General features: G+C 58.4%; 21 protein-coding genes. 14 read left to right on the forward strand and 7 right to left on the reverse strand.

What is annotated here, in order from left to right; translation table 11 throughout:
- Window positions 1–6 precede the first annotated feature (6 nt).
- A complete protein-coding gene (locus ACR0L9_RS15990; protein WP_170404988.1) occupies window positions 7–639 on the reverse strand; it encodes a MarC family protein in 633 nt (210 codons plus the stop codon).
- A gap of 78 nt (window positions 640–717) precedes the next feature.
- Here ACR0L9_RS15990 and ACR0L9_RS15995 point away from each other — a divergent pair, with 78 nt between their 5' ends.
- The 9 genes from ACR0L9_RS15995 to glmM all read left to right on the forward strand — a co-directional run bounded on the left by ACR0L9_RS15995 (window position 718) and on the right by glmM (window position 12,950).
- Entirely contained in the window at window positions 718–1,239 is a 522-nt protein-coding gene (locus ACR0L9_RS15995; RefSeq protein ID WP_170465487.1) for a DUF6446 family protein, read from the forward strand.
- 5 nt (window positions 1,240–1,244) lie between these two features.
- Window positions 1,245–2,453 (forward strand): sodium/glutamate symporter, encoded by a 1,209-nt coding sequence (gltS, locus tag ACR0L9_RS16000; protein ID WP_170596125.1) that lies wholly within the window; start codon window positions 1,245–1,247, stop codon window positions 2,451–2,453.
- Between the two features lie 9 nt (window positions 2,454–2,462).
- Entirely contained in the window at window positions 2,463–4,682 is a 2,220-nt protein-coding gene (glyS, locus tag ACR0L9_RS16005; RefSeq protein WP_480896084.1) for a glycine--tRNA ligase subunit beta, read from the forward strand.
- A 36-nt stretch (window positions 4,683–4,718) separates the two neighbouring features.
- Window positions 4,719–7,280 carry a pyruvate, phosphate dikinase gene (locus tag ACR0L9_RS16010; protein ID WP_170563328.1) on the forward strand — a complete coding sequence of 854 codons (2,562 nt, stop codon included), beginning with the start codon at window positions 4,719–4,721 and terminating at the stop codon, window positions 7,278–7,280.
- A gap of 186 nt (window positions 7,281–7,466) precedes the next feature.
- Window positions 7,467–8,105, forward strand: a complete 639-nt coding sequence (locus ACR0L9_RS16015) for a cell wall hydrolase (protein WP_170393504.1) — start codon at window positions 7,467–7,469, stop codon at window positions 8,103–8,105.
- 73 nt (window positions 8,106–8,178) lie between these two features.
- Window positions 8,179–9,552 (forward strand): multicopper oxidase family protein, encoded by a 1,374-nt coding sequence (locus tag ACR0L9_RS16020; protein ID WP_480896086.1) that lies wholly within the window; start codon window positions 8,179–8,181, stop codon window positions 9,550–9,552.
- A gap of 105 nt (window positions 9,553–9,657) precedes the next feature.
- Window positions 9,658–10,578, forward strand: coding sequence for a dihydroneopterin aldolase (locus ACR0L9_RS16025; protein ID WP_170393501.1), 921 nt, complete (start codon window positions 9,658–9,660; stop codon window positions 10,576–10,578).
- The gene (gene folP / locus ACR0L9_RS16030; RefSeq protein ID WP_480896087.1) at window positions 10,575–11,573 is read left to right on the forward strand and encodes a dihydropteroate synthase; all 999 of its coding nucleotides are present in this window, start codon (window positions 10,575–10,577) and stop codon (window positions 11,571–11,573) included. Before ACR0L9_RS16025 ends, folP begins: the two co-directional genes overlap by 4 nt.
- A gap of 33 nt (window positions 11,574–11,606) precedes the next feature.
- Window positions 11,607–12,950, forward strand: coding sequence for a phosphoglucosamine mutase (gene glmM / locus ACR0L9_RS16035; protein ID WP_170510580.1), 1,344 nt, complete (start codon window positions 11,607–11,609; stop codon window positions 12,948–12,950).
- Here the strand turns inward: glmM and ACR0L9_RS16040 are convergent.
- Window positions 12,947–13,849 (reverse strand): DMT family transporter, encoded by a 903-nt coding sequence (locus tag ACR0L9_RS16040; protein ID WP_170405007.1) that lies wholly within the window; start codon window positions 13,847–13,849, stop codon window positions 12,947–12,949. The genes glmM and ACR0L9_RS16040 overlap by 4 nt on opposite strands.
- Before the next feature lie 78 nt (window positions 13,850–13,927).
- Between ACR0L9_RS16040 and ACR0L9_RS16045 the strand changes: the two genes are divergently transcribed.
- The gene (locus tag ACR0L9_RS16045; protein ID WP_480896088.1) at window positions 13,928–14,236 is read left to right on the forward strand and encodes an ArsR/SmtB family transcription factor; all 309 of its coding nucleotides are present in this window, start codon (window positions 13,928–13,930) and stop codon (window positions 14,234–14,236) included.
- Window positions 14,233–14,688: an SRPBCC domain-containing protein gene (locus ACR0L9_RS16050; RefSeq protein ID WP_480896090.1), complete on the forward strand. Its 456-nt coding sequence runs from the start codon at window positions 14,233–14,235 to the stop codon at window positions 14,686–14,688. The genes ACR0L9_RS16045 and ACR0L9_RS16050 overlap by 4 nt, the downstream gene beginning before the upstream one ends.
- A gap of 45 nt (window positions 14,689–14,733) precedes the next feature.
- Here the strand turns inward: ACR0L9_RS16050 and ilvC are convergent, their stop codons facing one another.
- A complete protein-coding gene (gene ilvC, locus ACR0L9_RS16055) occupies window positions 14,734–15,756 on the reverse strand; it encodes a ketol-acid reductoisomerase (protein ID WP_480896091.1) in 1,023 nt (340 codons plus the stop codon).
- 131 nt (window positions 15,757–15,887) lie between these two features.
- Here ilvC and ACR0L9_RS16060 point away from each other — a divergent pair, with 131 nt between their 5' ends.
- Both ACR0L9_RS16060 and ACR0L9_RS16065 read left to right on the forward strand, forming a co-directional pair.
- Window positions 15,888–16,343 (forward strand): Lrp/AsnC family transcriptional regulator, encoded by a 456-nt coding sequence (locus ACR0L9_RS16060; protein ID WP_170393487.1) that lies wholly within the window; start codon window positions 15,888–15,890, stop codon window positions 16,341–16,343.
- Entirely contained in the window at window positions 16,340–16,798 is a 459-nt protein-coding gene (locus ACR0L9_RS16065; RefSeq protein WP_170393485.1) for an Lrp/AsnC family transcriptional regulator, read from the forward strand. The genes ACR0L9_RS16060 and ACR0L9_RS16065 overlap by 4 nt, the downstream gene beginning before the upstream one ends.
- Here the strand turns inward: ACR0L9_RS16065 and ACR0L9_RS16070 are convergent.
- Window positions 16,795–17,496, reverse strand: a complete 702-nt coding sequence (locus tag ACR0L9_RS16070) for a GntR family transcriptional regulator (RefSeq protein WP_170393483.1) — start codon at window positions 17,494–17,496, stop codon at window positions 16,795–16,797. The two genes, ACR0L9_RS16065 and ACR0L9_RS16070, sit on opposite strands and share 4 nt — an antisense overlap.
- A 232-nt stretch (window positions 17,497–17,728) precedes the next feature.
- On the opposite strand from ACR0L9_RS16070, the gene ACR0L9_RS16075 reads away from it, so the two are divergent.
- Window positions 17,729–18,856: an aminotransferase class V-fold PLP-dependent enzyme gene (locus tag ACR0L9_RS16075; protein WP_480896092.1), complete on the forward strand. Its 1,128-nt coding sequence runs from the start codon at window positions 17,729–17,731 to the stop codon at window positions 18,854–18,856.
- Window positions 18,857–18,887: 31 nt separating this feature from the next.
- Here the strand turns inward: ACR0L9_RS16075 and ACR0L9_RS16080 are convergent, their stop codons facing one another.
- From ACR0L9_RS16080 to ACR0L9_RS16090, 3 genes are all read right to left on the reverse strand, one after another.
- Complete coding sequence (locus ACR0L9_RS16080; RefSeq protein WP_480896094.1) at window positions 18,888–20,084, reverse strand: UbiH/UbiF family hydroxylase; 1,197 nt, start codon at window positions 20,082–20,084, stop codon at window positions 18,888–18,890.
- 72 nt (window positions 20,085–20,156) lie between these two features.
- Window positions 20,157–20,405, reverse strand: a complete 249-nt coding sequence (locus tag ACR0L9_RS16085) for a hypothetical protein (protein WP_170405023.1) — start codon at window positions 20,403–20,405, stop codon at window positions 20,157–20,159.
- An 87-nt stretch (window positions 20,406–20,492) separates the two neighbouring features.
- Window positions 20,493–21,137, reverse strand: a complete 645-nt coding sequence (locus tag ACR0L9_RS16090; protein ID WP_480896095.1) for a pyrimidine 5'-nucleotidase — start codon at window positions 21,135–21,137, stop codon at window positions 20,493–20,495.
- Window positions 21,138–21,180: the final 43 nt, after the last annotated feature.

Below are 21,180 nucleotides of genomic sequence, written 5' to 3' on the forward strand. Positions count from 1 at the left end.
CAGCGCCTAGGCCAGTCCGGGCAACAACGCCTTCAGGCCGTCTGCGATCATGCTGATAGCGATAGCCGCAAGGATCATGCCCATGAAGCGGCTCATTATCACTCGGGCATTGTCCGACAGCCGCTTAGCCAACGCCGATGCGTTCCAGAACGTGATCAAAAGCAAGGCCACCACGAACAGAAATACACCTGCATAGACAACGGCTTCGACCGGGGTTTTGATGTGGTGCGCATAAAGGATCAGTGTTGTGATTGTTCCGGGGCCGACCAGAATGGGAAAAGCCAAGGGATAGAACGCAACGGTCTCGGGCGCGGGATAGGATTTCTTTTCTCCGTCGGTTCCGTGATGCGAGCTGCTCTCGTTCCCGTTCAGCATGTTCAGGCCGATCATCAGTACAACAAGGCCACCGGCGACGCGCAGGTCATCGACGCTGATGCCAAAGAGCCCAAGCGCTTGACTGCCGATCGCAGCGAAGGCGCCACCGAGGATCGTGCAATAAAGCGCAGTCTTCACAGCCACTTTGCGTTGATCCGAAATGGGCAGGTCTTGCGTAACACTCAGGAACACAGGCAAGTTGGTAATCGGATTCATGATTGCAAAAAGCGCGCCAAAGAATCCGACGGCAAGAGTGGTTTCCATGCGAGTAGCCTCGTTTCTGACCGTACTGCTTGGGAACCTGTCTTATTTTCTATGAACTTGAAAGAGGTGGCGTAAACGATGACTGGAAAATTGGTTGCGCTAATCCTTCTGATTTCTGGAGTTCTGGCCGGTGCTGGCATGTATTACCTGCAGGTTTATGGGTTCTATTATGAGGTAGAACCGCGCCCGGGCCAGGATGTGGTCCTGCTGGCGCAAGGGGCGGAAGCGCCCGAAGCCATCGCCTATACTGGGTTTAAGGCCATTGACGCCGACAGTTCTCCGATCCGGTATCGGGCCTGTTTCGAAACCGAGTTGAGGCCGGATCAAATGGTGGATTTTACCCCTGTCGAGAACCCCGAGCCATTGACCGCGCCAGGGTGGTTTGACTGCTACGACGCAGTTGCGCTGGCCGACGTATTGAAATCGGGTCAAGCACAGGCTTTCTTGGGCACCAAGAACATCCATTATGGTGTCGACCGGATCGTTGCCATTACACAGGATGGTAAAGGCTACGTCTGGCATGCGCTGAACAATTGCGGTGAAAAGGCCTATGACGGCACGGTTGTGGGCGAGGAGTGCCCACCCAGGCCCGAGGGCTGATGCAGATGGGGATGGTCGTTGAGATACCGGAGTTCCTGACAGCAACGCTGGGCTTTGCGGTCTATCTGCTGGGGGCAGAGATCAACGCCCGTGTCGCACAATTGCGCAGCTTCAACATCCCCGAGCCGGTAACCGGGGGCCTTCTTGCCTCGCTCGTGGTATTGGCGCTGTATCTTGGTTTCGGCATTGAGCTATCCTTTGGCTTGACCGCACGAGACTTTCTATTGGTTCTGTTCTTTGCCGGGATTGGTCTAAATGCCCGTCTGTCCGATTTGATTGCGGGCGGCAAGCCTTTGCTTTTGCTTCTGATTTTGACGCTTCTGACCATCGTTGCGCAAAACGTGATCGGCGCTGCGGGGGCCGCGATGTTCGGTTATCCGGCGCAAGCCGGGGTGCTGTTCGGGTCTGCTGCGCTGATCGGGGGGCACGGAACCGCGATCGCCTGGGCCCCCGAAGTTGCGGGCGCCACCGGTTTGAGTGGCGCAACCGAGTTGGGGGTGGCCGTGGCCACATTGGGTCTCGTGCTGGCCGCATTGGTCGGGGGGCCGATTGCGCGGCTGCTGATCGAGGGGCGCAATCTCAGCCCCGAACGCCCCGGGGAAGAGCATACGGTGGGCCTGCCCAATGAGGTCGACCAGAAATCCGAGATTGATCATCTGACAATCATGCGGGTGCTGCTGTATCTCAACCTCGCGATCATTTCAGGCGCGATCCTGAGCGAAGCAATCAGCGCCGCAGGGCTGAAACTGCCGTTGTTTGTGCCCTGCCTTATCATGGGGATCGTGATTGCCAATCTCCGCGCCATGTTCGCGCCGAATGCCAAGCCGGTCTCACGCACGCCCTCGCTGGCGCTGATCTCGGAATTCGCGCTTGGTGCATTTCTGGCGATGTCGCTGATGAGCCTTCAACTGTGGACCATCGCCGAACTGGGCCTTGCGATTGCGGTGATCATGACCGCCCAGACCCTGTTTGCCGTGGTGTTCGTGATCTGGGTTCTGTTTCCGTTGATGGGATCGAATTACCGCGCCGCCGTTCTGGCCGCCGGGTTCGGGGGGTTCGCTCTGGGTGCTACCCCCACAGCTATCGCAAATATGACCGCCGTAACCAAGCGATATGGCCCGTCGCCTATTGCCTTTATCGTACTGCCCCTTGTATCCGCATTCTTTGTGGACATCGCCAATGCCATCGTCATCCAGACGATTGTAAATTTCTAAGGACCGAAAATGCCCGACCTGCTGATCGAACTGTTTTCCGAGGAAATCCCCGCGCGCATGCAGACTCGCGCCGGTGAAGACCTGAAAAAGCGGATCACCGATGGTCTGGTCGAAGGCGGTCTGACCTATGCCTCTGCCGCTGCACTGACGACGCCGCGTCGCCTGACGCTGGCGGTTGAAGGCCTGCTGGCGGAAAGCCCGACAATCCGCGAAGAACGCAAAGGCCCAAAGGTCGGCGCGCCTGACAAAGCCATCGAAGGCTTTCTACGCGGCGCGGGACTGACCCGAGACCAGTTGGAAGAGCGCGACACGCCCAAAGGCGCAGTGTATTTCGCCACCATTGAAAAGGCGGGTCGTCCAGCAGCTGAAATCATCGCCGAGGTCTTAGAAGCTACCATTCGAAACTTCCCCTGGCCCAAATCCATGCGCTGGGGGGCTGGATCGATGCGGTGGGTACGGCCCTTGCACTCGATCCTGTGCATCCTGACCGATGAAGCAGGCGCGCAGGTCGTACCGCTTGCGATCGAAGGGATCACGTCCGGTGATACGACTGAGGGCCATCGTTTCATGGCCCCGAACCGGTTTACGGTGACCTCGTTCGAGGATTATGCCGCCAAGCTGAAACGCGCCTTCGTGGTGCTGTCGCCCGAAGAGCGCGCCGAACATATCTGGAACGATGCCCAGAACATGGCCTTCGCCGCCGGTCTGGAAGTCGTCGACGACAAGGGGCTGCTGGCCGAGGTTGCTGGTCTGGTTGAATGGCCCGTTGTGCTGATGGGGCAGATCGACGAGGAGTTTCTTGAGCTGCCGCCCGAGGTACTGCAGACCTCGATGAAAGAGCATCAGAAGTTCTTTTCTGTGAAGAACCCCAAGACGGGGTGGATCGAGCGCTTCATTACCGTCGCCAATCGCGAGACCGCCGATAACGGCGCGACCATTTTGGCGGGGAACCAGAAGGTTTTGTCTGCCCGTCTGGCCGATGCGAAATTCTTCTGGGAGAACGACCTGCGCGTTGCCAAGTCAGACATCGCCCAATGGACCCGTGCGTTGGAGAATGTGACTTTCCACAACAAGCTGGGCACTCAGGCGGAACGCATCGACCGCATTGCCGCGCTGGCCCGAGAACTGGCCCCTGTGGTCGGGGCGGATGCGGATCAGGCCGAGAAAGCCGCGCGTTTGGCCAAGGCTGATCTGAACTCCGAAATGGTCTATGAATTCCCTGAACTTCAAGGGCTTATGGGGCGGTATTACATCGAAGCGGCAGGCGAGGATGCCGCAGTGGCCGCCGTTGCGCAGGAACATTACTCGCCGTTGGGGCCGTCGGATGATGTTCCGACCGCACCGTTGTCTGTGACAGTGGCGCTAGCCGACAAGCTGGACACGCTGACCGGGTTCTGGGCGATCGATGAGAAACCCACGGGTTCGAAAGATCCGTTTGCTTTGCGTCGTGCGGCGTTAGGGGTAATTCGACTAATCGTGAATAATGATCTGCGTCTTCGGTTGGACCGTTTTTTCGATAGTCAACTGGTTCGATCAGAACGCGCTATCAATGAGGCTTTGCCCGAAGCGAATGTCCGCGATCTCCTGGAAGAAATCGCAAAACATGGTGTCTTTGGTGCTTCATTCCAGACTGTCAAAGAAAAGCTTGAAGGATCGCCCGCAGCAGCATTTCTTGAGCTTGAGAAAAAGGTTCCTGACGCGTCTGACGATCTTCTTTCTTTCTTCCACGACCGCCTCAAAGTCTTCCTCCGAGACGAGGGCATCCGCCATGATGTCATCGACGCTTGTATCGCGATGGAGGGGAATGACGACCTCAACCTGCTGGTCAAACGCGCCCGCGCTCTGAATGCGGTGATTGCGACCGAGGATGGAGAGAACCTCGTGCAGGGGTTCAAGCGTGCGAACAACATCCTGTCTCAGGCGGAAGAGAAGGATGGAGTCGAATACTCTTACGGCGCGGATGTGAAGTTTGCTGAAACTGACAGCGAAAAGGCACTGTTTGCAGCGCTTGACGCGGCAGAGGCCAAGATCGATCCCGCGCTGAAGGCCGAGGATTTCCCGACAGCGATGGCGGCAATGGCCGAACTGCGCGGGCCGGTGGATGCGTTCTTTGAGGACGTGCAGGTCAATACCGATAATGACATTCTGCGCCGCAACCGTCTGAACCTGCTGAGCCAGATCCGCAAGGTCTGCTCTAGCGTTGCTGATCTGACCCGTATCGAGGGATAACGCCCTTGCGCCAAGGGCGCAGGGGCTTATGCTGCGGTGAAACCAAAAGGTGCCGCAGTGCAGAATAATCCGCATACCACGCTTATCACTCCAAAAGCGCCCGTTGCCGCCAATACCCATGGTGGCCGGGCAAAGTGCCTGCAACGACTGGTCCGGCTGGACATGCCGGTGCCGCGGACCGTGGCCCTTTCTTTTGACGCGGTGCAGCGAATTGCCAAGGGCGACATTCCCGACATCGCGGCCATTCTGGAACAGTTCGACGCCGAGTCATTGCTGTGTGTACGGCCCAGTTCGGAAGATCCTGACTGGGGTGGACCGGGGGCGGTGCTGAATATCGGCATGAACGATGCCCGGTATCTGGACCGGTCTGCGGAAATGGGGGCGGATGCGGCGGCGGCGCTATATCTGCGGTTTGTGCAGAGCTATGCGCTCCATATTGCCCGTCTGGACCCTGACGTATTCGATACCATCGATGCGGATGGGCGCGAAGGGTTGAGCTTGTCCCTACGGGCGTATGAAGATGAAACCGACGAGGCCTTTCCGCAAGATCGAGGAGAGCAACTGATTGGTGTTCTGCGCTCGATGGCGCGTGCCTGGGATGGCACGTCGGCCCGGCTGCTGCGGCAGGCCAAGGGCGCGCCGGCGGATGCAGGTTTGGGGCTGGTGATCCAAGAGATGATCCCGGGTGTCGGGCAGGGCGAATGCGGCTCGGGCGTTTTGCAACTGATTGACCCGGCGACGGGTATGCCCCAGATCACAGGTCGCTATCTAAGCCAGAGTCAGGGGCGCGATGCTCTGGGCGAAGGTGTCGCTGCGTTATATCTGGAAAAGGACGAGCGTGGCCAATCGCTGGAGGATGTGGCGCCCGAGGCTTTTGCCGATCTCAAGGCCCACGCTGCGTTAATGCGCGAGAAGCTGCGCGAAGAGATGCAGGTCGAATTCGTGGTGCAGAACGGCAAAGTGCATATTCTTGACGGTGTACGGGTTCCGCGTGGTTCACGGGCCGGAATGCGGATCGCAGTGCGCTTGGCCGAAGACGGGATCATTCCGCCGCAAGAGGCCGTGATGCGGATCGACCCGCATTCGCTGAATGAACTTCTGCACCGGCAGGTCCATCCTGAGGCCGAGCGTGATGTGCTGACCACAGCCATCGCGGCCAGCCCCGGTGCAGCGACCGGTCGAATTGTCTTTACGGCTGCCGAAGCGCAGGCCAGCGCCGCGCGGGGGGAGCCCTGTATTCTTGTGCGCCGTGAAACCTCGCCCGAAGATGTGCGCGGAATGCATGCCGCAGTAGCTGTTCTGACCGAAAAGGGCGGGATCACCAGCCATGCGGCGGTGATTGGCCGTGGTCTGGGTCTGCCGTGTATTGTCGGCGCGTCCGAAATGCGGTTTCAGACCAAGAAAAAGCTGCTAAGCGCACCAGATGGGCGTGTGTTCAAGACAGGCGATATTCTGACCATCGATGGGACTTCGGGTCAGGTTCTGGCCGGACAACCCGAGATGCTTGAAGCGGCGCTGGATGATTGCTTTCAGACCCTGATGAGCTGGGCCGATGCCGAGAGGGACATCGCTATCCGCGCCAACGCTGATACACCCGCTGACGCGCAAACTGCGCGAAACTTCAAAGCAGAAGGGATCGGGTTGTGCCGAACGGAACACATGTTCTTCGATCCTGGCCGCCTGACCGTTATGCGCGAAATGATCTTTGCGCAGACCCCGTCGGGACGTGCCGCTGTGCTGGAACGGTTGCTGCCGATGCAACGGCAGGATTTTGTGCAGTTGTTCCGGATTATGGAGGGGCAGCCGGTCTGCATCCGCCTGTTCGATCCGCCCTTGCACGAGTTTCTACCCACTACGCGCACCGGTCAGCGCGAGCTGGCTGAGGCGCTGGATTTGCCGATCTCGGATGTCGAACGTCGGGTCGAGGCGATGAGCGAATACAACCCGATGCTGGGATTGCGCGGGGTTCGTCTGGGTGTCACCGTGCCGGAAATCTACGACATGCAGGCACGCGCGATCTTCGAGGCGACGGTTGAGGCCAGCAAAGAAGGTGCCCCTGTCGTACCCGAGGTCATGATCCCGCTGGTCTCGGCCAAGCGCGAGGTTGAACTGGTCAAAACACGCATCGATACTGTAGCGGCCGAGGTTGCCTCGGAGCAGGGGCAGGAATTCGACTATCGATTGGGAGTGATGGTGGAAACGCCTCGGGCCTGTCTGCGCGCGAATGAGATTGCGCCACATTCCGCTTTCCTAAGCTTTGGAACAAACGACCTGACCCAGATGACCTACGGATTGTCGCGCGATGATGCGGGGCGGTTCATGTCGGCATATGTCCGCCAAGGCGTGTTTGGCGAAGATCCATTTCACGTTCTGGATGCAGATGGGGTAGGTGAATTGCTGAAGCTGGGGGCCGAGCGCGGGCGCCAAGCCCAACCAGACGTTACGCTTTCTGTCTGTGGCGAACATGGTGGTAACCCCGAATCAATCGCAATCTGCAGGTCACTTGGATTCGACTATGTGTCCTGTTCTCCTTTCCGGGTTCCTGTCGCTCGGCTGTCTGCCGCTCAACTGGCGATTTCGTCCAAACTTGGGGGTTGACTAACTGTCTCCTACCTAGAAATAGTGGCGTAAGAAACGTTCCGCTGTCGATAATAATTGGCGGCGTGAGCGGTTTTTCTCTTGCATTTTTTTCAGAACTGGACGTCTCGCTTCGTCTGGGGTATTAGCCTCGTCGCGCCCGCCGGGGGAGGGTATGGCGCGTTTGTGCCTGTGCGAGGTTATCTGATGAGACGCTACATAGTGGCTGTTGCCGTGGGGGCCGCAGCCTTGCTACCGAGTTTGTCCTTTGCCGATAGGCAAGGCGATACAAAATCTGTTGAGTTGGTAACACGTAACGAGTTGCCAGCACAAAGCTTCCGCGATTACCTGAAACTGTTTAAGCCGCGTAAGGCGCCGGAAAAAGTCGAAATCTCCTACACCAAAGCCTGGCTGGACCAGCAGCCAAAGGCGACCGGAGATGAAAATTTCCGTTGTCTTGCCGAAGCGCTGTATTTCGAGGCTCGCGGTGAAAGCGTACGCGGTCAGTTTGCAGTGGCCGAGGTTATCCTGAACCGTGTTGAAAGCGGTCGCTTTCCGGATTCACTGTGCGGTGTGATAAAGCAAGGAACGGGCAAGAAATATCAGTGCCAGTTCACCTACACCTGTGACGGGCAGAAAGAGATTATCAACGAAAAACGCGCTTATGATCGCGTTTCGAAAGTCGCCCGTGCCGCAATCGATGGTGTAGCTGAAGAGATGACCGCAGGTGCCACGCACTACCACACCAAGGCAGTGCGCCCGTCCTGGTCCCGCGTCTATAAAGAAACGGCGCGTATTGGCGTGCATATCTTCTACAAGCACAATTATCGCACGGCCAGCAACTGATTGACGCACCAGCGCTGGAAGGGTGCTGGCAACAGGCGTTTTACCAACTATGTTGCGAGCCAGGAGGCTCGTAATGACCATAACACGCCGACAGTTTCTGCAATCGACCCTGGCCTTGTCGATGATACCACGCGTGGCGATGGCATCTGCCACCGAACTGGTGGCACAGACTTCCCTCCAGCAGATCGCGCCCCAGGGATATCCGGAAACTCCGGTCTGGAGTTATGGCGGCGGTGTTCCGGGCGCGGAAATCCGTGTTCCGCAGGGGGCTCGGGTACGCCGCAAGCTTGTAAACATGCTGCCGCAACCAACGACCGTTCACTGGCATGGCATCCGGATCGACAATGCGATGGATGGAGTGCCCGGCCTGACGCAGGAAGTTGTGCAGCCAGATTCCAACTTTGAATATGATTTCGTGGTGCCGGATGCGGGAACCTATTGGTATCATGCGCACAACCAATCGATGGAGCAGGTCGCGCGTGGGCTTTATGGCCCTTTGATCGTCGAAGAAGCCAGCGGACCCGATGTTGATCAGGACCTGACCTTAATGCTGGACGATTGGCGCCTTGACACCGAGAGCGCAAAGATATCCAGCGATTTCGACAATGCTCATGATCTGAGCCATGCGGGTCGGCTGGGCAACATTGTAACGGTGAACGGAGAGTTTGATCCTTCTTATCCTGTGCAGGCGTCTGAACGATTGCGATTGCGGGTGATCAATGCCGCGAATGCCCGGGTATTCGACGTAGCGCTCGACGGGCTTGCCGGCTGGATCGTTGCGCTTGACGGTATGCCGCTTGAGGTTCCATTGCGAGTTGAGAGCAGTTTTCCTTTGGCGCCTGCGCAGCGGGTTGACTTGATCGTTGATGTCTCAGCGGAATTCGGCCAGACGGCAAGTATTGTGAGTGTAGAACGGGATGGAGCTTACGGACTCGTCAAATTTGATGTGTTCGGAGTAGCATCGCGTATTGCTGATGCAAAAGTTAGACCGTTGCCAGCAAACCGAATGCCCGAAATTAAACTGCAGAATACACCTCTGCATCGTATGACGATGCAGGGGGGTGCAATGCGCTGGCTGGAGAGTGCCAAATTGGACGATTCCGAGCTGTCGGGGCGCGAGTTGGCTCAGCTTGGACGATTCTGGGCTTTGAACGGATATGCAGAGCGGCCAGATGATCCGTTTCTGGATGCGCGATTGGGATCAGTTCATCGGATTGAATTCGCAAATGAAACGGCGTTTCCACATGCGATGCATCTGCATGGACACCATTTTCGCATTATCCTGCAGGACGGTACACTAGGGCCGTGGCGCGACACTGTTCTAGTCGAGCGAGGGCAGGTGCGGCAGGTAGCGTTGGTAGCTGACAATCCGGGCAACTGGCTGTTGCATTGTCACATGCTTGGCCATGCGGCATCGGGTATGATGAGCTGGTTCCGGGTCACGTAACGCCGCATTCCGTAGCTGGAAAGGCGTTTGCTGCGATGCTATACGCCCGCGAAACGCCTAAAGTGGGCTGACCATCAGTCCACCGAGCCCGAAAAGGTCCGCCGCATGAGCTCTGAAATCCGTCTTGCCTTTGCGCACCCGTCCGAACGGTCCGAGGCTACCGCCGCGCGCGGTGCGCTGGACCGTATTTCGCTGCGCGATCACATCGTTGAGGTCGAGATCGGGGCGTTTCAGGCCGAACGCGGTACCACGCAACGGATCTGCTTTAACATCGTGGTCGAGGTGCGCCCGCTGACAGACCCCATCGATGATGACGTGGATCGTATTCTGTCTTACGACCGTGTAACCGAAGCGATTGCGTTCGAGCTGGCTGCTGAACGGCTGAATTTGCTGGAGACACTGGCAGATCGCGTGGCGGAGCGCATTCTGCTTGAGCCTCAGGCTGTAAGAGCCTTTGTTCGCATTGAAAAACTGGATCGTGGACCTGGCGCGCTTGGCGTTGAGATCGTGCGCGGCAAGGATGCGGTACATCATGATGTGACCGAAGAAGAGCGGCCACATCCACGGTTGGTCTTTCTGTCGAATGCAGCGATTTCATCAGGTAATCTCACCGGCTGGATCGACCAACTTGAGAATCGCCAGCGCCCGCTGATCCTGTGTGTTGGGGCGTCTGATCTGGATGTGCCGCAGACGGGTCACGCAATGACCCAGCGCCGTATAGATCTGTTGGCAATTGAACAGAACGCCTGGGTTCTGGCTGCGCGCGATCACCGTTGCGTGGTCGTTTCAACCCGGACCGAGCTGGATTGGGCGATGAAAAACGGCCAGATCTGTGTTTGGGCACCCTCCAAAATTGTTCTGGATGCGGTCGATGGCCCCTCAGCCGCGCCGTCTGACGCGGTGGCGCTGGCTGCTTGGTTCGCGGCAACCTTTGAAGCCAGCGAGATGCTGGTTATTGGCGGAGACCTGCCCGAAGCCCCCAAAACGCCATTGCGCGCAGTTCCGGTGGAGCAGGCGCAACTGTGACCGTCTATTACCGCCCATTGGTCCAGCATGGGAGCACGCGCGTCGACGGGGCGGTGCCACTTGCAGGGCAGGTGCTGTGGTTCTCACAGGCCGAGCGGATTGAGCGCGGGCAAAGCACCCAGATCGTCGACGCCGTTGAAATCCCAAAGGAACAGCTGGATCGTCTGACCTGCGCGCGTCCAGCGATTGCCGGGCTTGATATGGCACGAACGCAGATCATGGGCATTCTGAATGCCACGCCGGATAGCTTCTCGGATGGGGGGCTGTATAACTCGGTCGAGGCCGCTCGGACCGCTGCCGCCGGCATGGTAGCGTTTGGTGCAAGTATTCTGGACATTGGCGGCGAATCCACGCGCCCGGGCGCTGATTTTGTGCCTGAAGACGAAGAGATTGCCCGCACACGCCCTTTGATTGAGGCAATTCGGGGCGAGACGGATGTGTTGATCTCGATCGATACTCGCAAGGCCGGTGTTGCCAAGGCGGCTCATCTGGCAGGTGCGGGACTGATCAACGATGTGTCGGGATTTACCTTCGATCCTAAACTTGCACCATTTTGCGCGCAGATTGAGGCTCCGGTTTGTGTGATGCATATGCAGGGTGATCCGACCACGATGCAGGATGACCCGCACTATGACAATGTTCTGCTGGATGTTTACGATTTCCTTGAGGGGCAAATCGCGCATCTTGAAGGACTGGGGCTCAGCCGCGATTTGATTGTCATCGATCCGGGCATCGGGTTTGGCAAGAATCTGGACCACAACCTGACGCTTCTGCGCAATCTTAGCCTGTTTCACGGGCTGGGCTGTCCAATCCTTCTGGGCGTTTCGCGCAAGGGATTTATTGGTCAGATCGGCAAAGAGCCGCGCAAGGATGCCCGCGCGCCGGGGTCAATCGCGGTTGCTCTGGCGGGAATATCACAGGGCGTGCAGATTGTACGGGTACATGACGTGGCCGAGACGGCTCAGGCCTTGCGTCTATGGGCCGCCGTCCGGTAATCCGGGCAAAAGGAATTTTCAGGAGACCGACTTATGCGCAAGCTGTTTGGAACCGACGGGGTGCGGGGCACCGCCAACAGGCACCCTATGACGGCGGAAATGGCTTTGCGGATTGGCGCGGCTGTGGGGCGGTATTTCCGCCGCGATGCCTCAGGCGTACATCGCGTTGTCATTGGCAAGGATACGCGGCTGTCGGGCTATATGCTGGAAAATGCGCTGACGGCAGGTTTGACCTCGACCGGTATGAACGTGCTTCTGCTGGGGCCGGTGCCGACTCCTGCGGTAGGGTTGATGACGCGCTCGATGCGCGCGGATCTGGGCGTGATGATCTCGGCCAGTCACAATCCGGCGATCGACAATGGAATTAAATTCTTTGGGCCGGACGGGTTCAAGCTTTCCGATCAGGCCGAGATTGAGATCGAGCGGCTGATCGAAGAAGGCGTAAGCCCCGCACAGGCGCAGAATATTGGTCGTGCGCGTCGGGTCGATGATGCGCGGTTCCGTTATGGCGAGCGTGTGAAATCATCGCTGCCGCGCAATCTGCGCTTGGATGGGCTGAAGGTCGTGATCGACTGCGCCAACGGTGCCGCGCACCGTACTGCGCCGGAAGTTCTTTGGGAGTTGGGAGCAGATGTGATCCCGGTCGGCATCGCGCCGAACGGCAAGAACATCAACCTCGGATGTGGCTCAACCCAGCCTTGTGTTGCGGCCGAAACCGTGGTTTCACATGGCGCCGATGTAGGTATATGTCTGGATGGGGATGCCGACCGCGTCGTTGTGATCGACGAAACTGGCGCTGTCGCCGATGGGGATCAGTTGATGGCTCTGTTGGCGACCGCGTGGTCCCGCGCGGATCAGCTGAAAGGCGGCGCCTTGGTGGCCACTGTGATGTCGAACCTCGGGTTGGAGCGGCACCTGGCCGGGCAGGGGCTGCGTCTGGAGAGGACTGCCGTTGGCGACCGCTATGTGGTTGAACGGATGCGCGAGGGTGGTTTCAATCTTGGTGGCGAACAGTCAGGTCACATCGTGATGAGCGATTATGCCACAACCGGCGACGGTCTGATGGCGGGGCTGCATTTTCTGGCAGAGATGGTGCAATCCGGCAAGAAAGCCTCGGACCTATCGCGCCAGTTTGAGACGGTGCCGCAATTGCTGAAGAATGTGCGCTTTAGCGCGGGGCAGGCCCCGCTGGAAGCGGCCAGCGTCAAAAGCGCGATTTCCGAGGCCGAGGCGCGTCTGAATGGGCAGGGGCGTTTGCTGATCCGCAAATCGGGCACGGAACCTCTGATCCGGGTGATGGCGGAATGCGAGGATGCTGCACTGCTGACCCAAGTGGTCGATGGGATCGTATCCGAGGTTGAGGCGGCGACGGGCTAACGCCCCAGCAGCATTTTCTGCAGAGTGAACCACTGGCTGATTGCCAGCCCGGTCAGGATCATGGCAAGCGCGATATAGAACCGCAGCGGCAGGGCTTCGGATAGAATCCAGGCCCCGAACACCATCGACCAAACGGGCACCTGATAGTTCACCAGCGTCAGAAAGACGGACCCGGCGCTGCGGGTGATGGATACTCGCAGCAGGGTGGCGAAGGCCGTGGGGACAAGGCCCAGAACGATCAGGGCCAGACTGGGGCGCGTTCCCTGCCACGAGGGCAGCCCCTCGGTTAGCAGCATGATAGGTATCAATAGTACTGCGCCAACCAGCAGCGTCAGGGCTGCCAGAGCCATCGGTTCAATCGGCGGGCAGCGGCGGGTCAGGATCGACGAGCTGGCGTAGCACAAGGCTGCCGTGACGCAGGCCATTTGCGCCAGTGGCTGCGTACCCTGACCCAATTGCGCCAGACCGGGCCCGATCAACACAAGCGCGCCCGAGAAACCAAGGCAGACGCCGACCAGACGCCGCAGGTTCATAGGCTCATCCGAAAAGAAATGTGCCAACGGCAAAACCATCAGCGGAATCGCCGCCATCGACAGACCTGCAAAGGCCGAGGGGACAAATTGTTGCCCCCAGCTTAGCAGCATGAAGGGAACCGCTGTCGACAGAATGCCGATGAAGAAAATTGAACTCAGCAGGGCGGGTGTCAAACTCGGAATACGTCGTCCGGTAAGGCGCATCAGCACCAGCAGCATAACGGCACCCAATGTGGTGCGCGACGTCGCTACGGTGACCGGTCCATAGCCTTCCAGAGCCATGGCAACCACCATGAATGTCCCGCCCCAGATGAGGCCTAGCGTAAAAACACCGCTCCAATCTTGTTTTGTCGGTTGTTGAACCATTCCATCCACTTATCCCGCGAATCTGACGGTGTCACGCGCTGATATTGACATTAGGTAAGTTATAACTTACCGTAAGTTATGGCTTACGAAGAAGTGCTTTCGGCTTTAGGGGATTCGACCCGTCGTCAGGTTTTTGAGGCGGTGGCCAAGCGCCCCAGGGCGGTTGGTGATCTGGCTGCGGATTTGCCCGTAAGCCGCCCGGCGGTCTCGCAACATTTGAAGGTCTTGTCCGAAGCCGGGCTTGTCGTTTGCCGGGCCGAGGGAACGCGCCGCATCTATGCCACGCGACCCGAGGGGCTGGCAGAACTGCGCGCCTGGCTCGAGCAATACTGGTCGGACGTGTTGGAGAGTTTCGCCGCCGAGGTAAACGAAGGACGAGATGCATGATCGAACCAATCATCAAGACCATTGTTGTGAACGCAACGCCCGAGCGCGCCTTTGACATTTTTGTAAATCGCATCGCCAATTGGTGGCCATTGGATGGGCACGCTGTCTCAGCGGCGCAAGGCAAGCCTGCGCTGGCAGTTGTGATCGAACCTCATGTCGGCGGTGCGGTTTATGAGACCATGTTCGATGACACCCGCGCTGATTGGGGCAAGGTGTTGATCTTCGAACAGGGGGCTCGCTTGGCCTTCAGCTGGCACCCCGGCACCAACACCGACCGCCCCACGCGGGTTGAGGTCCGGTTCGCAGCCCACGGGGCCGGGCAGACCACGGTCACTCTGACCCATTCGGGCTGGGAAGTCTGGGCATCTGAGGCGTCGGACAAACGCACCGGTTACGACAGTGGCTGGGATTATGTTCTGGGTGAATGCTACGCAAATGCTGTCACCAAATGAAAAGGGCGGCCACCGGGGCCGCCCTTTCGCTGACATTTGTCAGACTTAGTTCTTTTCTTTGTCGACCATTTTACCAGCCGAGATCCAGGGCATCATGGCGCGCAGTTTTGCACCGGTTTCCTCGATCATGTGCTCATCGTTCGCACGGCGCGACGCTTTGATGGTCGGTTGGCCTACAGCGTTCTCCAGCATGAAGTCACGGACGAATTTACCCTGCTGGATGTCGTTCAGAACCTCTTTCATACGCGCTTTGGTCTCGTCGTATTTCAAAATACGCGGGCCGGTGACGTACTGGCCATATTCAGCCGTGTTCGAGATCGAATAATCCATGTTGGCGATGCCGCCTTCATAGATCAGGTCAACGATCAGCTTCACTTCGTGCAGACACTCGAAATATGCCATCTCGGGCGCGTAGCCGGCCTCAACCAGCGTTTCAAAGCCGCAGCGGATCAGTTCAACCAAACCGCCGCACAGAACAGCCTGCTCACCGAACAGGTCGGTTTCGCATTCCTCGCGGAAGTTGGTTTCGATGATGCCCGAACGGCCGCCACCGATGGCCGAGCAGTATGACAGGCCGATTTCCAGCGCTTTGCCGGTCGCGTCGTTGTCGACCGCGACGAGGCAAGGAACGCCGCCGCCTTTGGTGTATTCGCCGCGCACGGTGTGGCCGGGGCCTTTGGGGGCCATCATGATAACGTCCACGCCTTCTTTCGGCTCGATCAGGCCAAAATGGACGTTCAGGCCGTGGGCGAACGCGATGGCCGCACCTGGCTTGATGTTGTCGTGCACGTATTTCTTGTACGTCTCAGCTTGCAGTTCGTCAGGCATGGTGAACATAATAACGTCGCACCAGGCTGCGGCTTCGGCGATGCCCATCACCTGCAGGCCTTCACCTTCGGCTTTCTTGGCCGAGGGCGACCCTTCGCGCAGGGCGATAACAAGGTTCTTGGCGCCCGAGTCGCGCAGGTTCAGCGCGTGGGCGTGACCTTGGCTGCCATAGCCCAGAATCGCCACTTTTTTATCTTTGATCAGGTTGATGTCGCAGTCGCGATCGTAATAAACGCGCATTTCGCCGGTCCTTTCAGTTTCGATTGATGTGCTTCTATCTTGCGTGATTGCTATTGGCGATAGGGTTTGGATTGAGTATTTGACAAATAGATGAAGAATAATTCTTCTATTGAGCAAAATGTGAAAAAATCATGCTTGATGATGTTGATCGACGTATACTGCGCCACTTCCAGGCCGAGCCAAGCCTGACAACGGCAGAATTGGCTGAGCGATGCCGCATCACTTCGGGCGTCTGCTGGCGCCGGATCGAAAAGATGCAAGCGGCAGGAGTGATCGAGGGGCAGGAAGCCGTTATCGACTGGGCCGCCTTGGGTTATGCGGTCGAGGTCTCTTTGCGGATAACGCTGGACAAGACGCAGGCACGGGCGTTCGACGAATTCACGGCGGCGGCGCGGAACGTGGCCGAGGTGATCGAGATCCAGACCTTCCTTGGCCGGGTGGATGTGCGCCTATCGGTGTTGGCGCGAGATATGGCGCATTATCAACAGGTCTATCGCGATCGCATTCTGACCCTACCGCATATCGCCGATATCGAAGCCCTTATGCATATCGCCCGAGTCAAACGGGATGAGGTGTTGCCGGTATGATCGAACTGGATGAGATCGACCGCAGAATTCTGCGCGCGCTGGTGCAGGACGCGACCCAAAGCGCGGGGGCTCTGGGGCGCCGCTTTGGCTTATCGCAGCCTGCGACCTGGCGGCGTATTCGTCGACTGGAAGAAGCAGGCGTGATCAAGGGGCGGCGGCTGCGTCTGAATGCCGAGGCCCTGGGTTTTGGAGTGACCGTCTTTCTCGGCGTGAAACTTGCGCGAAAAGGGCAGGTCAGCCTTGAAGATTTTGAACGTGCCGTCAGCGCCATTCCCGAGGTGCAGACGGTTGAGCATGTGCTGGGTCTTTATGATTATCGCTTGCGCGTTGTGGCGCGGGATCTGGCAGACTTCGAACGGGTTCTGCGCCGAAGGGTGATGACCTTACCAGGGGCCGGAGAGGTCGAAGCCAATGTACTGCTGAGCGAAGAACGCCTGCCCGGGCCGATCGGTTAGTATTTAGTGCGGATGCGGAACCCCGGATGATGGGTCATGCGGGCGAAAGTCATCGGTTGCCCGTCCTTCCACGTGGTCCGTTCCAGCTGAATCATCGAAGTGCCAGTGGTCGTGCCCATGAAATCAGCTAGACGATTGTCCGCCGAGATCGCGCAAAAGGCGATTTCAGCTTCGGTGAACGGGGCAGCATTCAACAACCATTCGTGTGGGCCACTTTTGTTGAGGTCGGCTTGCTCGACCTCGGGCACGGCTTCGATATTGATCCAGCGTTCTTCAAGCTGGAAGGGGCGGTTGTCTGCATAGTGCATGCAGATCACGTGCAGAACGCGCGCGTCCGGTTCGACATTCAGTTGCGAGGTCAGCCAGCCGGGGCTGTAGACCACGTTCCGTTCCACCAGAGCATAGCGATAGGCTGAGTTTTGGTTCTCAACCGCTTGTCTCGCAAGTGAAATTTCAAGCTTGGCTTGTTTGCGTGGTTCTTTCTTGACCCGCGTTCCGCTTTTGCGCTTGCGCTCGACAAAGCCCTGTTCGGCGAGCTCCCTCAGCGCCCGGTTCACTGTGGCGCGGGCACAATTGAACTCTTCCGCTAATTGGGTCTCGGTGGGTAAAAGCGAGCCCTGAGGCCATATGCGGGATTCAATCCGCCGCTTTACCTCGTCTCGAACGACTTGAAAACTAATCCGCTTTTGCGCAGTCACGAGTAAAATTATCCGTTCTTGTTCAAAGTGTGTGTATCTGTTCAGAAACACGCTAGGGTGTAAAGGGGACCTGACTCTGGTTGGCGTCATTTCTGCTAATTGTGGCATGTAAAAACTCAAAATGAAATTTTTGGCTGTGGGTTACTTTGGGTCAACTTCAGGCCGCGTTTGACGCTTTACCGAGCGCGCAAGACAAGGCAGAACAAAAAGGACCCAATAGAAAGGATGCGTCATGCCGGCACTACTGAATACTGTTGACCCGGGCGGGCTGGAGGAGTTCTCGGTGGTTTTTACCGACCGTTCTCTGAACCATATGTCTGCAAGTTTTCAGCAAGTCATGCGCGATATTTCGGCAATGCTGCGTGAAGTTTACAATGCTGAAGGCGTTGCGGTCATTCCTGGCGGAGGTACCTATGGGATGGAAGCTGTCGCGCGACAGTTTGCGCGGGGAGCTGATGTGCTTGTCGTACGCAATGGGTGGTTTTCATATCGGTGGAGCCAGATCATCGAGTCAGGCGATCTGACATCGTCGACCACCGTTCTCAAAGCGCGCGAAACCGGCAATTCCAGCCCGTCACCTTTTGCTCCGGCCCCGATTGATGAAGTTGTGGCGACAATCCATGAGAAACGACCGGGTATTGTCTTCGCGCCGCATGTTGAGACCTCGGCCGGAGTGATTCTGCCTGATAATTATGTGTCAGCGATGGCCGCTGCTGCGCATGAGGTGGGGGCGTTGATGGTGCTGGACTGCATCGCCTCGGGCTGTGCCTGGGTCGATATGAAGGCCACCGGAGTGGATGTGCTGATCTCGGCTCCGCAGAAGGGGTGGAGCGCAACGCCATGCGCCGGTCTTGTCATGCTATCCGAACGCGCCGAGGCACGACTGGCCGAGACCTCATCCGATAGCTTCGCGATAGATTTGAAGAAGTGGCGCCAGATCATGCAGGCCTACGAGAATGGCGGGCATGCCTATCACGCCACCATGCCCACGGATTCTCTGCTTTCCTTCCGCGACACAATGGCCGAGACGCGCGCGTACGGCTTCGAAAAGCTGCGCGCGGCGCAATGGGCGCTGGGTGATGGCGTCCGGGCCTATCTTAGGGACAAGGGCGTCATGTCGGTTGCTGCCGAAGGGTTCGGCGCGCCCGGTGTGGTGGTCAGCTATACAGCAGACCCCGAAGTGCAGAACGGCAAGAAGTTCGCGGCCCTGGGCATGCAGATTGCAGCGGGCGTGCCGCTGCAATGTGACGAACCCGAAGGGTTCAGCACCTTCCGTCTCGGCCTGTTTGGCTTGGACAAGCTGTATGATGTTGACGACACGATTGCGCGCCTGAAACGGGTTCTGGATCAGGTGCTGTAATAGCGTGGCGGGCAGAAGCCCGCCCTACGGTTCAGCGGACGCCGAGGCCCATTTGCATTAGCGTCTTACGCACGGGTGGTAAGGAATAGAGCGCATTCAGGCCCATCGCTCGTGCGTCGCGCAGCGGACGCGCTTCGATCATCGAGGCGCGGTTCAGCAGGTCGATGCCTTTGACGCGCAGTTCGATCTCGGTATGGCGGGCCTTGTGATAGGAATCCAGCATCTGCGCATCGCCTAAGCCCTCGGGCCGGGCTTGCGTCAATTCCAGCAAGCAGCGCAGATCGCCCAACGACATGTTCAGCCCCTGCGCACCAATAGGTGGCACCACATGCGCGGACTCGGCCATCAGCGCGATGCGTTCGCCCGACAACCGTTCCGCCGACTGGCTGATGATCGGCCAGATCGTCCGGCGTGAGGCCAATTTCAGCGGTCCGAACAGCCCGCAAGAGCGTTCGGTCATCGCGGCTTCGAACATGTCGGATTCAAGGTTTAGCAGTTCAACGGCACGTGGCCCACGCTCCATCCAGACAATGGCCGAGGACGGTTGGCCTTGCCAATCGGGCAAGGGGACCAATGTGAAAGGCCCGCCCGAGCGGTGAATCTCGGTCGAGACATTTTCGTGCGGGATGGGATGGGTGACGGCGAAGGCGAGGGCCTTTTGGCCGTAGCGCGTGGTATGAACATTGATCCCGGCAGCTTCGCGCATTGGTGAACTGCGCCCGTCGGCGGCGATTACCAGTTTGCAGCGGATGCGGGTGCCGTCGCTCAGGCCGACCCGCGCCTCATTGGTGCGGGTGAACAGGCTGACCGTACCGGTGCCGGGGCGGAAATCGACATTCGGCAGTTCGGCCAGTCGCGCCACCATCTCGCGGCGCAGCAGCCAGTTGGGCAGGTTCCATCCGAATGGCTGGTCCGAGATATCGGCGGCGTTGAAATCACGCACGACGCGCGGTTCGGGCACATCGCCACCCGCATCCACGATGCGCATGATCTGCAGGGGCGCGGCGTGGGCATCCAGCTTGGCCCAAAGCCCGCATTGTTCCAACAGACCGTGGGCAGGCTGCAAAAAAGCGGTGGTACGCAGATCCGATCCGTCCACGTCCCGCTCGGTGATCGGAGGGGTGGGATCGACGCAGACTACGTCGAACCCGGCAGCGCCAAAGGCGGCGGCGGCGGTCAATCCGGCGATTCCGCCGCCGGAAATCAGGATGTCACAGCTGTCAGTCATGAGTATGTCTCCGTTGCCGCAGACACTAGTGCTGTTGCGCAGTGGGCGCCAAGTGACATCCTGTCTCGTGCTTTATCCCCGAGAGATCAAAATCAGGACAAGGAACATCGTCGGCACCAGCATCAGGGCAGGAATGTAAAGACCCGGCAGGCCGAACAGAAGGATGGAACAGCCCCACATGCTGACCAGCGCCGCGGCTGTATAATAAAGGTCTTCAGCTTCGGCATTGGCCGCGTCCCGGGCCATCCAGCCAAACACGGGAATTGCAAACAAAAGGCGCTGCCAAAGAGGCAGGCGCTGAGGCATCTCAAGCGCGGTCATTGGGGTCTCCGATTCTGTTCGTCGCTGAGCTGCATATGGGGTCAATTCTGCAACTGCGAAACGAACAGATCGTCGCAGTGTGACAGCCTATCGCAGGCGACCCAGAAACCCGGTCAGATCATCGGTGTGATGGTGAATATGGTCAGCCTGGTGCGGGTCAGGCGCGACGTGCACGGTACGCATTCCCATCTCGTGCGGGGCGGCCAGATTGCGTGGATCATCTTCGAACATGGCGGCTTTCGCGGTATCGATTCCATCCTGCGCAAAGATCGCCTCGAACGCGGTTTTTTGCGGCTTGGGGCGATAGCCTGCGTGTTCTACGCCATAGATCGCGTCGAACAGCCCATTCAGACCGCGTGCCGCCAGAACGCGCTCGGCATAAGGTGCAGATCCATTGGTATAGACAATGCGTCGGCCGGGCAAAGCGCGGATATGTTCCGCCAGCGCAACATCGGGTTCCATATGGCTCATGTCCACCTGATGCACGGCGTGCAGATAGGGAACGGGGTCTAGATCGTGCTCTGCCATCAGGCCCGCGAGTGTCGTGCCGTATTCGCGCCAGTAATGTGAACGCAACCGGTCGGCCTCGGGGCGGTCGACGCCGATAGCTTGCACGACGTAATCCGTCATCAGCACTTCGATCTGATCGAATAGGCGCATATGCGGCGGGTAAAGCGTGTTGTCTAGATCGAACACCCATTGGGTGACATGGGAAAAGGCAGGTTTGACCATGCTTTGGGTTTAGGGCGATGGGCTGCGGTTTTCAATGCCGCAC

The organism is Ruegeria sp. I3, from assembly GCF_056532525.1.

What these genes read in the sequence shown, in the direction of transcription:
- ACR0L9_RS16065 (WP_170393485.1), top strand. Translation starts at nt 16,340, where the DNA reads ATGATCGAACTGGATGAGATCGACCGCAGAATTCTGCGCGCGCTGGTG.
- ACR0L9_RS16025 (WP_170393501.1), top strand. Translation starts at nt 9,658, where the DNA reads ATGAGCTCTGAAATCCGTCTTGCCTTTGCGCACCCGTCCGAACGGTCC.
- ACR0L9_RS16060 (WP_170393487.1), top strand. Translation starts at nt 15,888, where the DNA reads ATGCTTGATGATGTTGATCGACGTATACTGCGCCACTTCCAGGCCGAG.
- ACR0L9_RS16020 (WP_480896086.1), top strand. Translation starts at nt 8,179, where the DNA reads ATGACCATAACACGCCGACAGTTTCTGCAATCGACCCTGGCCTTGTCG.
- ACR0L9_RS16050 (WP_480896090.1), top strand. Translation starts at nt 14,233, where the DNA reads ATGATCGAACCAATCATCAAGACCATTGTTGTGAACGCAACGCCCGAG.
- ACR0L9_RS16040 (WP_170405007.1), bottom strand. Translation starts at nt 13,849, where the DNA reads ATGGTTCAACAACCGACAAAACAAGATTGGAGCGGTGTTTTTACGCTA.
- ilvC (WP_480896091.1), bottom strand. Translation starts at nt 15,756, where the DNA reads ATGCGCGTTTATTACGATCGCGACTGCGACATCAACCTGATCAAAGAT.
- ACR0L9_RS16045 (WP_480896088.1), top strand. Translation starts at nt 13,928, where the DNA reads ATGGCTTACGAAGAAGTGCTTTCGGCTTTAGGGGATTCGACCCGTCGT.
- glyS (WP_480896084.1), top strand. Translation starts at nt 2,463, where the DNA reads ATGCCCGACCTGCTGATCGAACTGTTTTCCGAGGAAATCCCCGCGCGC.
- gltS (WP_170596125.1), top strand. Translation starts at nt 1,245, where the DNA reads ATGGGGATGGTCGTTGAGATACCGGAGTTCCTGACAGCAACGCTGGGC.
- ACR0L9_RS16085 (WP_170405023.1), bottom strand. Translation starts at nt 20,405, where the DNA reads ATGACCGCGCTTGAGATGCCTCAGCGCCTGCCTCTTTGGCAGCGCCTT.
- ACR0L9_RS16075 (WP_480896092.1), top strand. Translation starts at nt 17,729, where the DNA reads ATGCCGGCACTACTGAATACTGTTGACCCGGGCGGGCTGGAGGAGTTC.
- ACR0L9_RS16080 (WP_480896094.1), bottom strand. Translation starts at nt 20,084, where the DNA reads ATGACTGACAGCTGTGACATCCTGATTTCCGGCGGCGGAATCGCCGGA.
- glmM (WP_170510580.1), top strand. Translation starts at nt 11,607, where the DNA reads ATGCGCAAGCTGTTTGGAACCGACGGGGTGCGGGGCACCGCCAACAGG.
- ACR0L9_RS15995 (WP_170465487.1), top strand. Translation starts at nt 718, where the DNA reads ATGACTGGAAAATTGGTTGCGCTAATCCTTCTGATTTCTGGAGTTCTG.
- ACR0L9_RS15990 (WP_170404988.1), bottom strand. Translation starts at nt 639, where the DNA reads ATGGAAACCACTCTTGCCGTCGGATTCTTTGGCGCGCTTTTTGCAATC.
- ACR0L9_RS16090 (WP_480896095.1), bottom strand. Translation starts at nt 21,137, where the DNA reads ATGGTCAAACCTGCCTTTTCCCATGTCACCCAATGGGTGTTCGATCTA.
- ACR0L9_RS16015 (WP_170393504.1), top strand. Translation starts at nt 7,467, where the DNA reads ATGAGACGCTACATAGTGGCTGTTGCCGTGGGGGCCGCAGCCTTGCTA.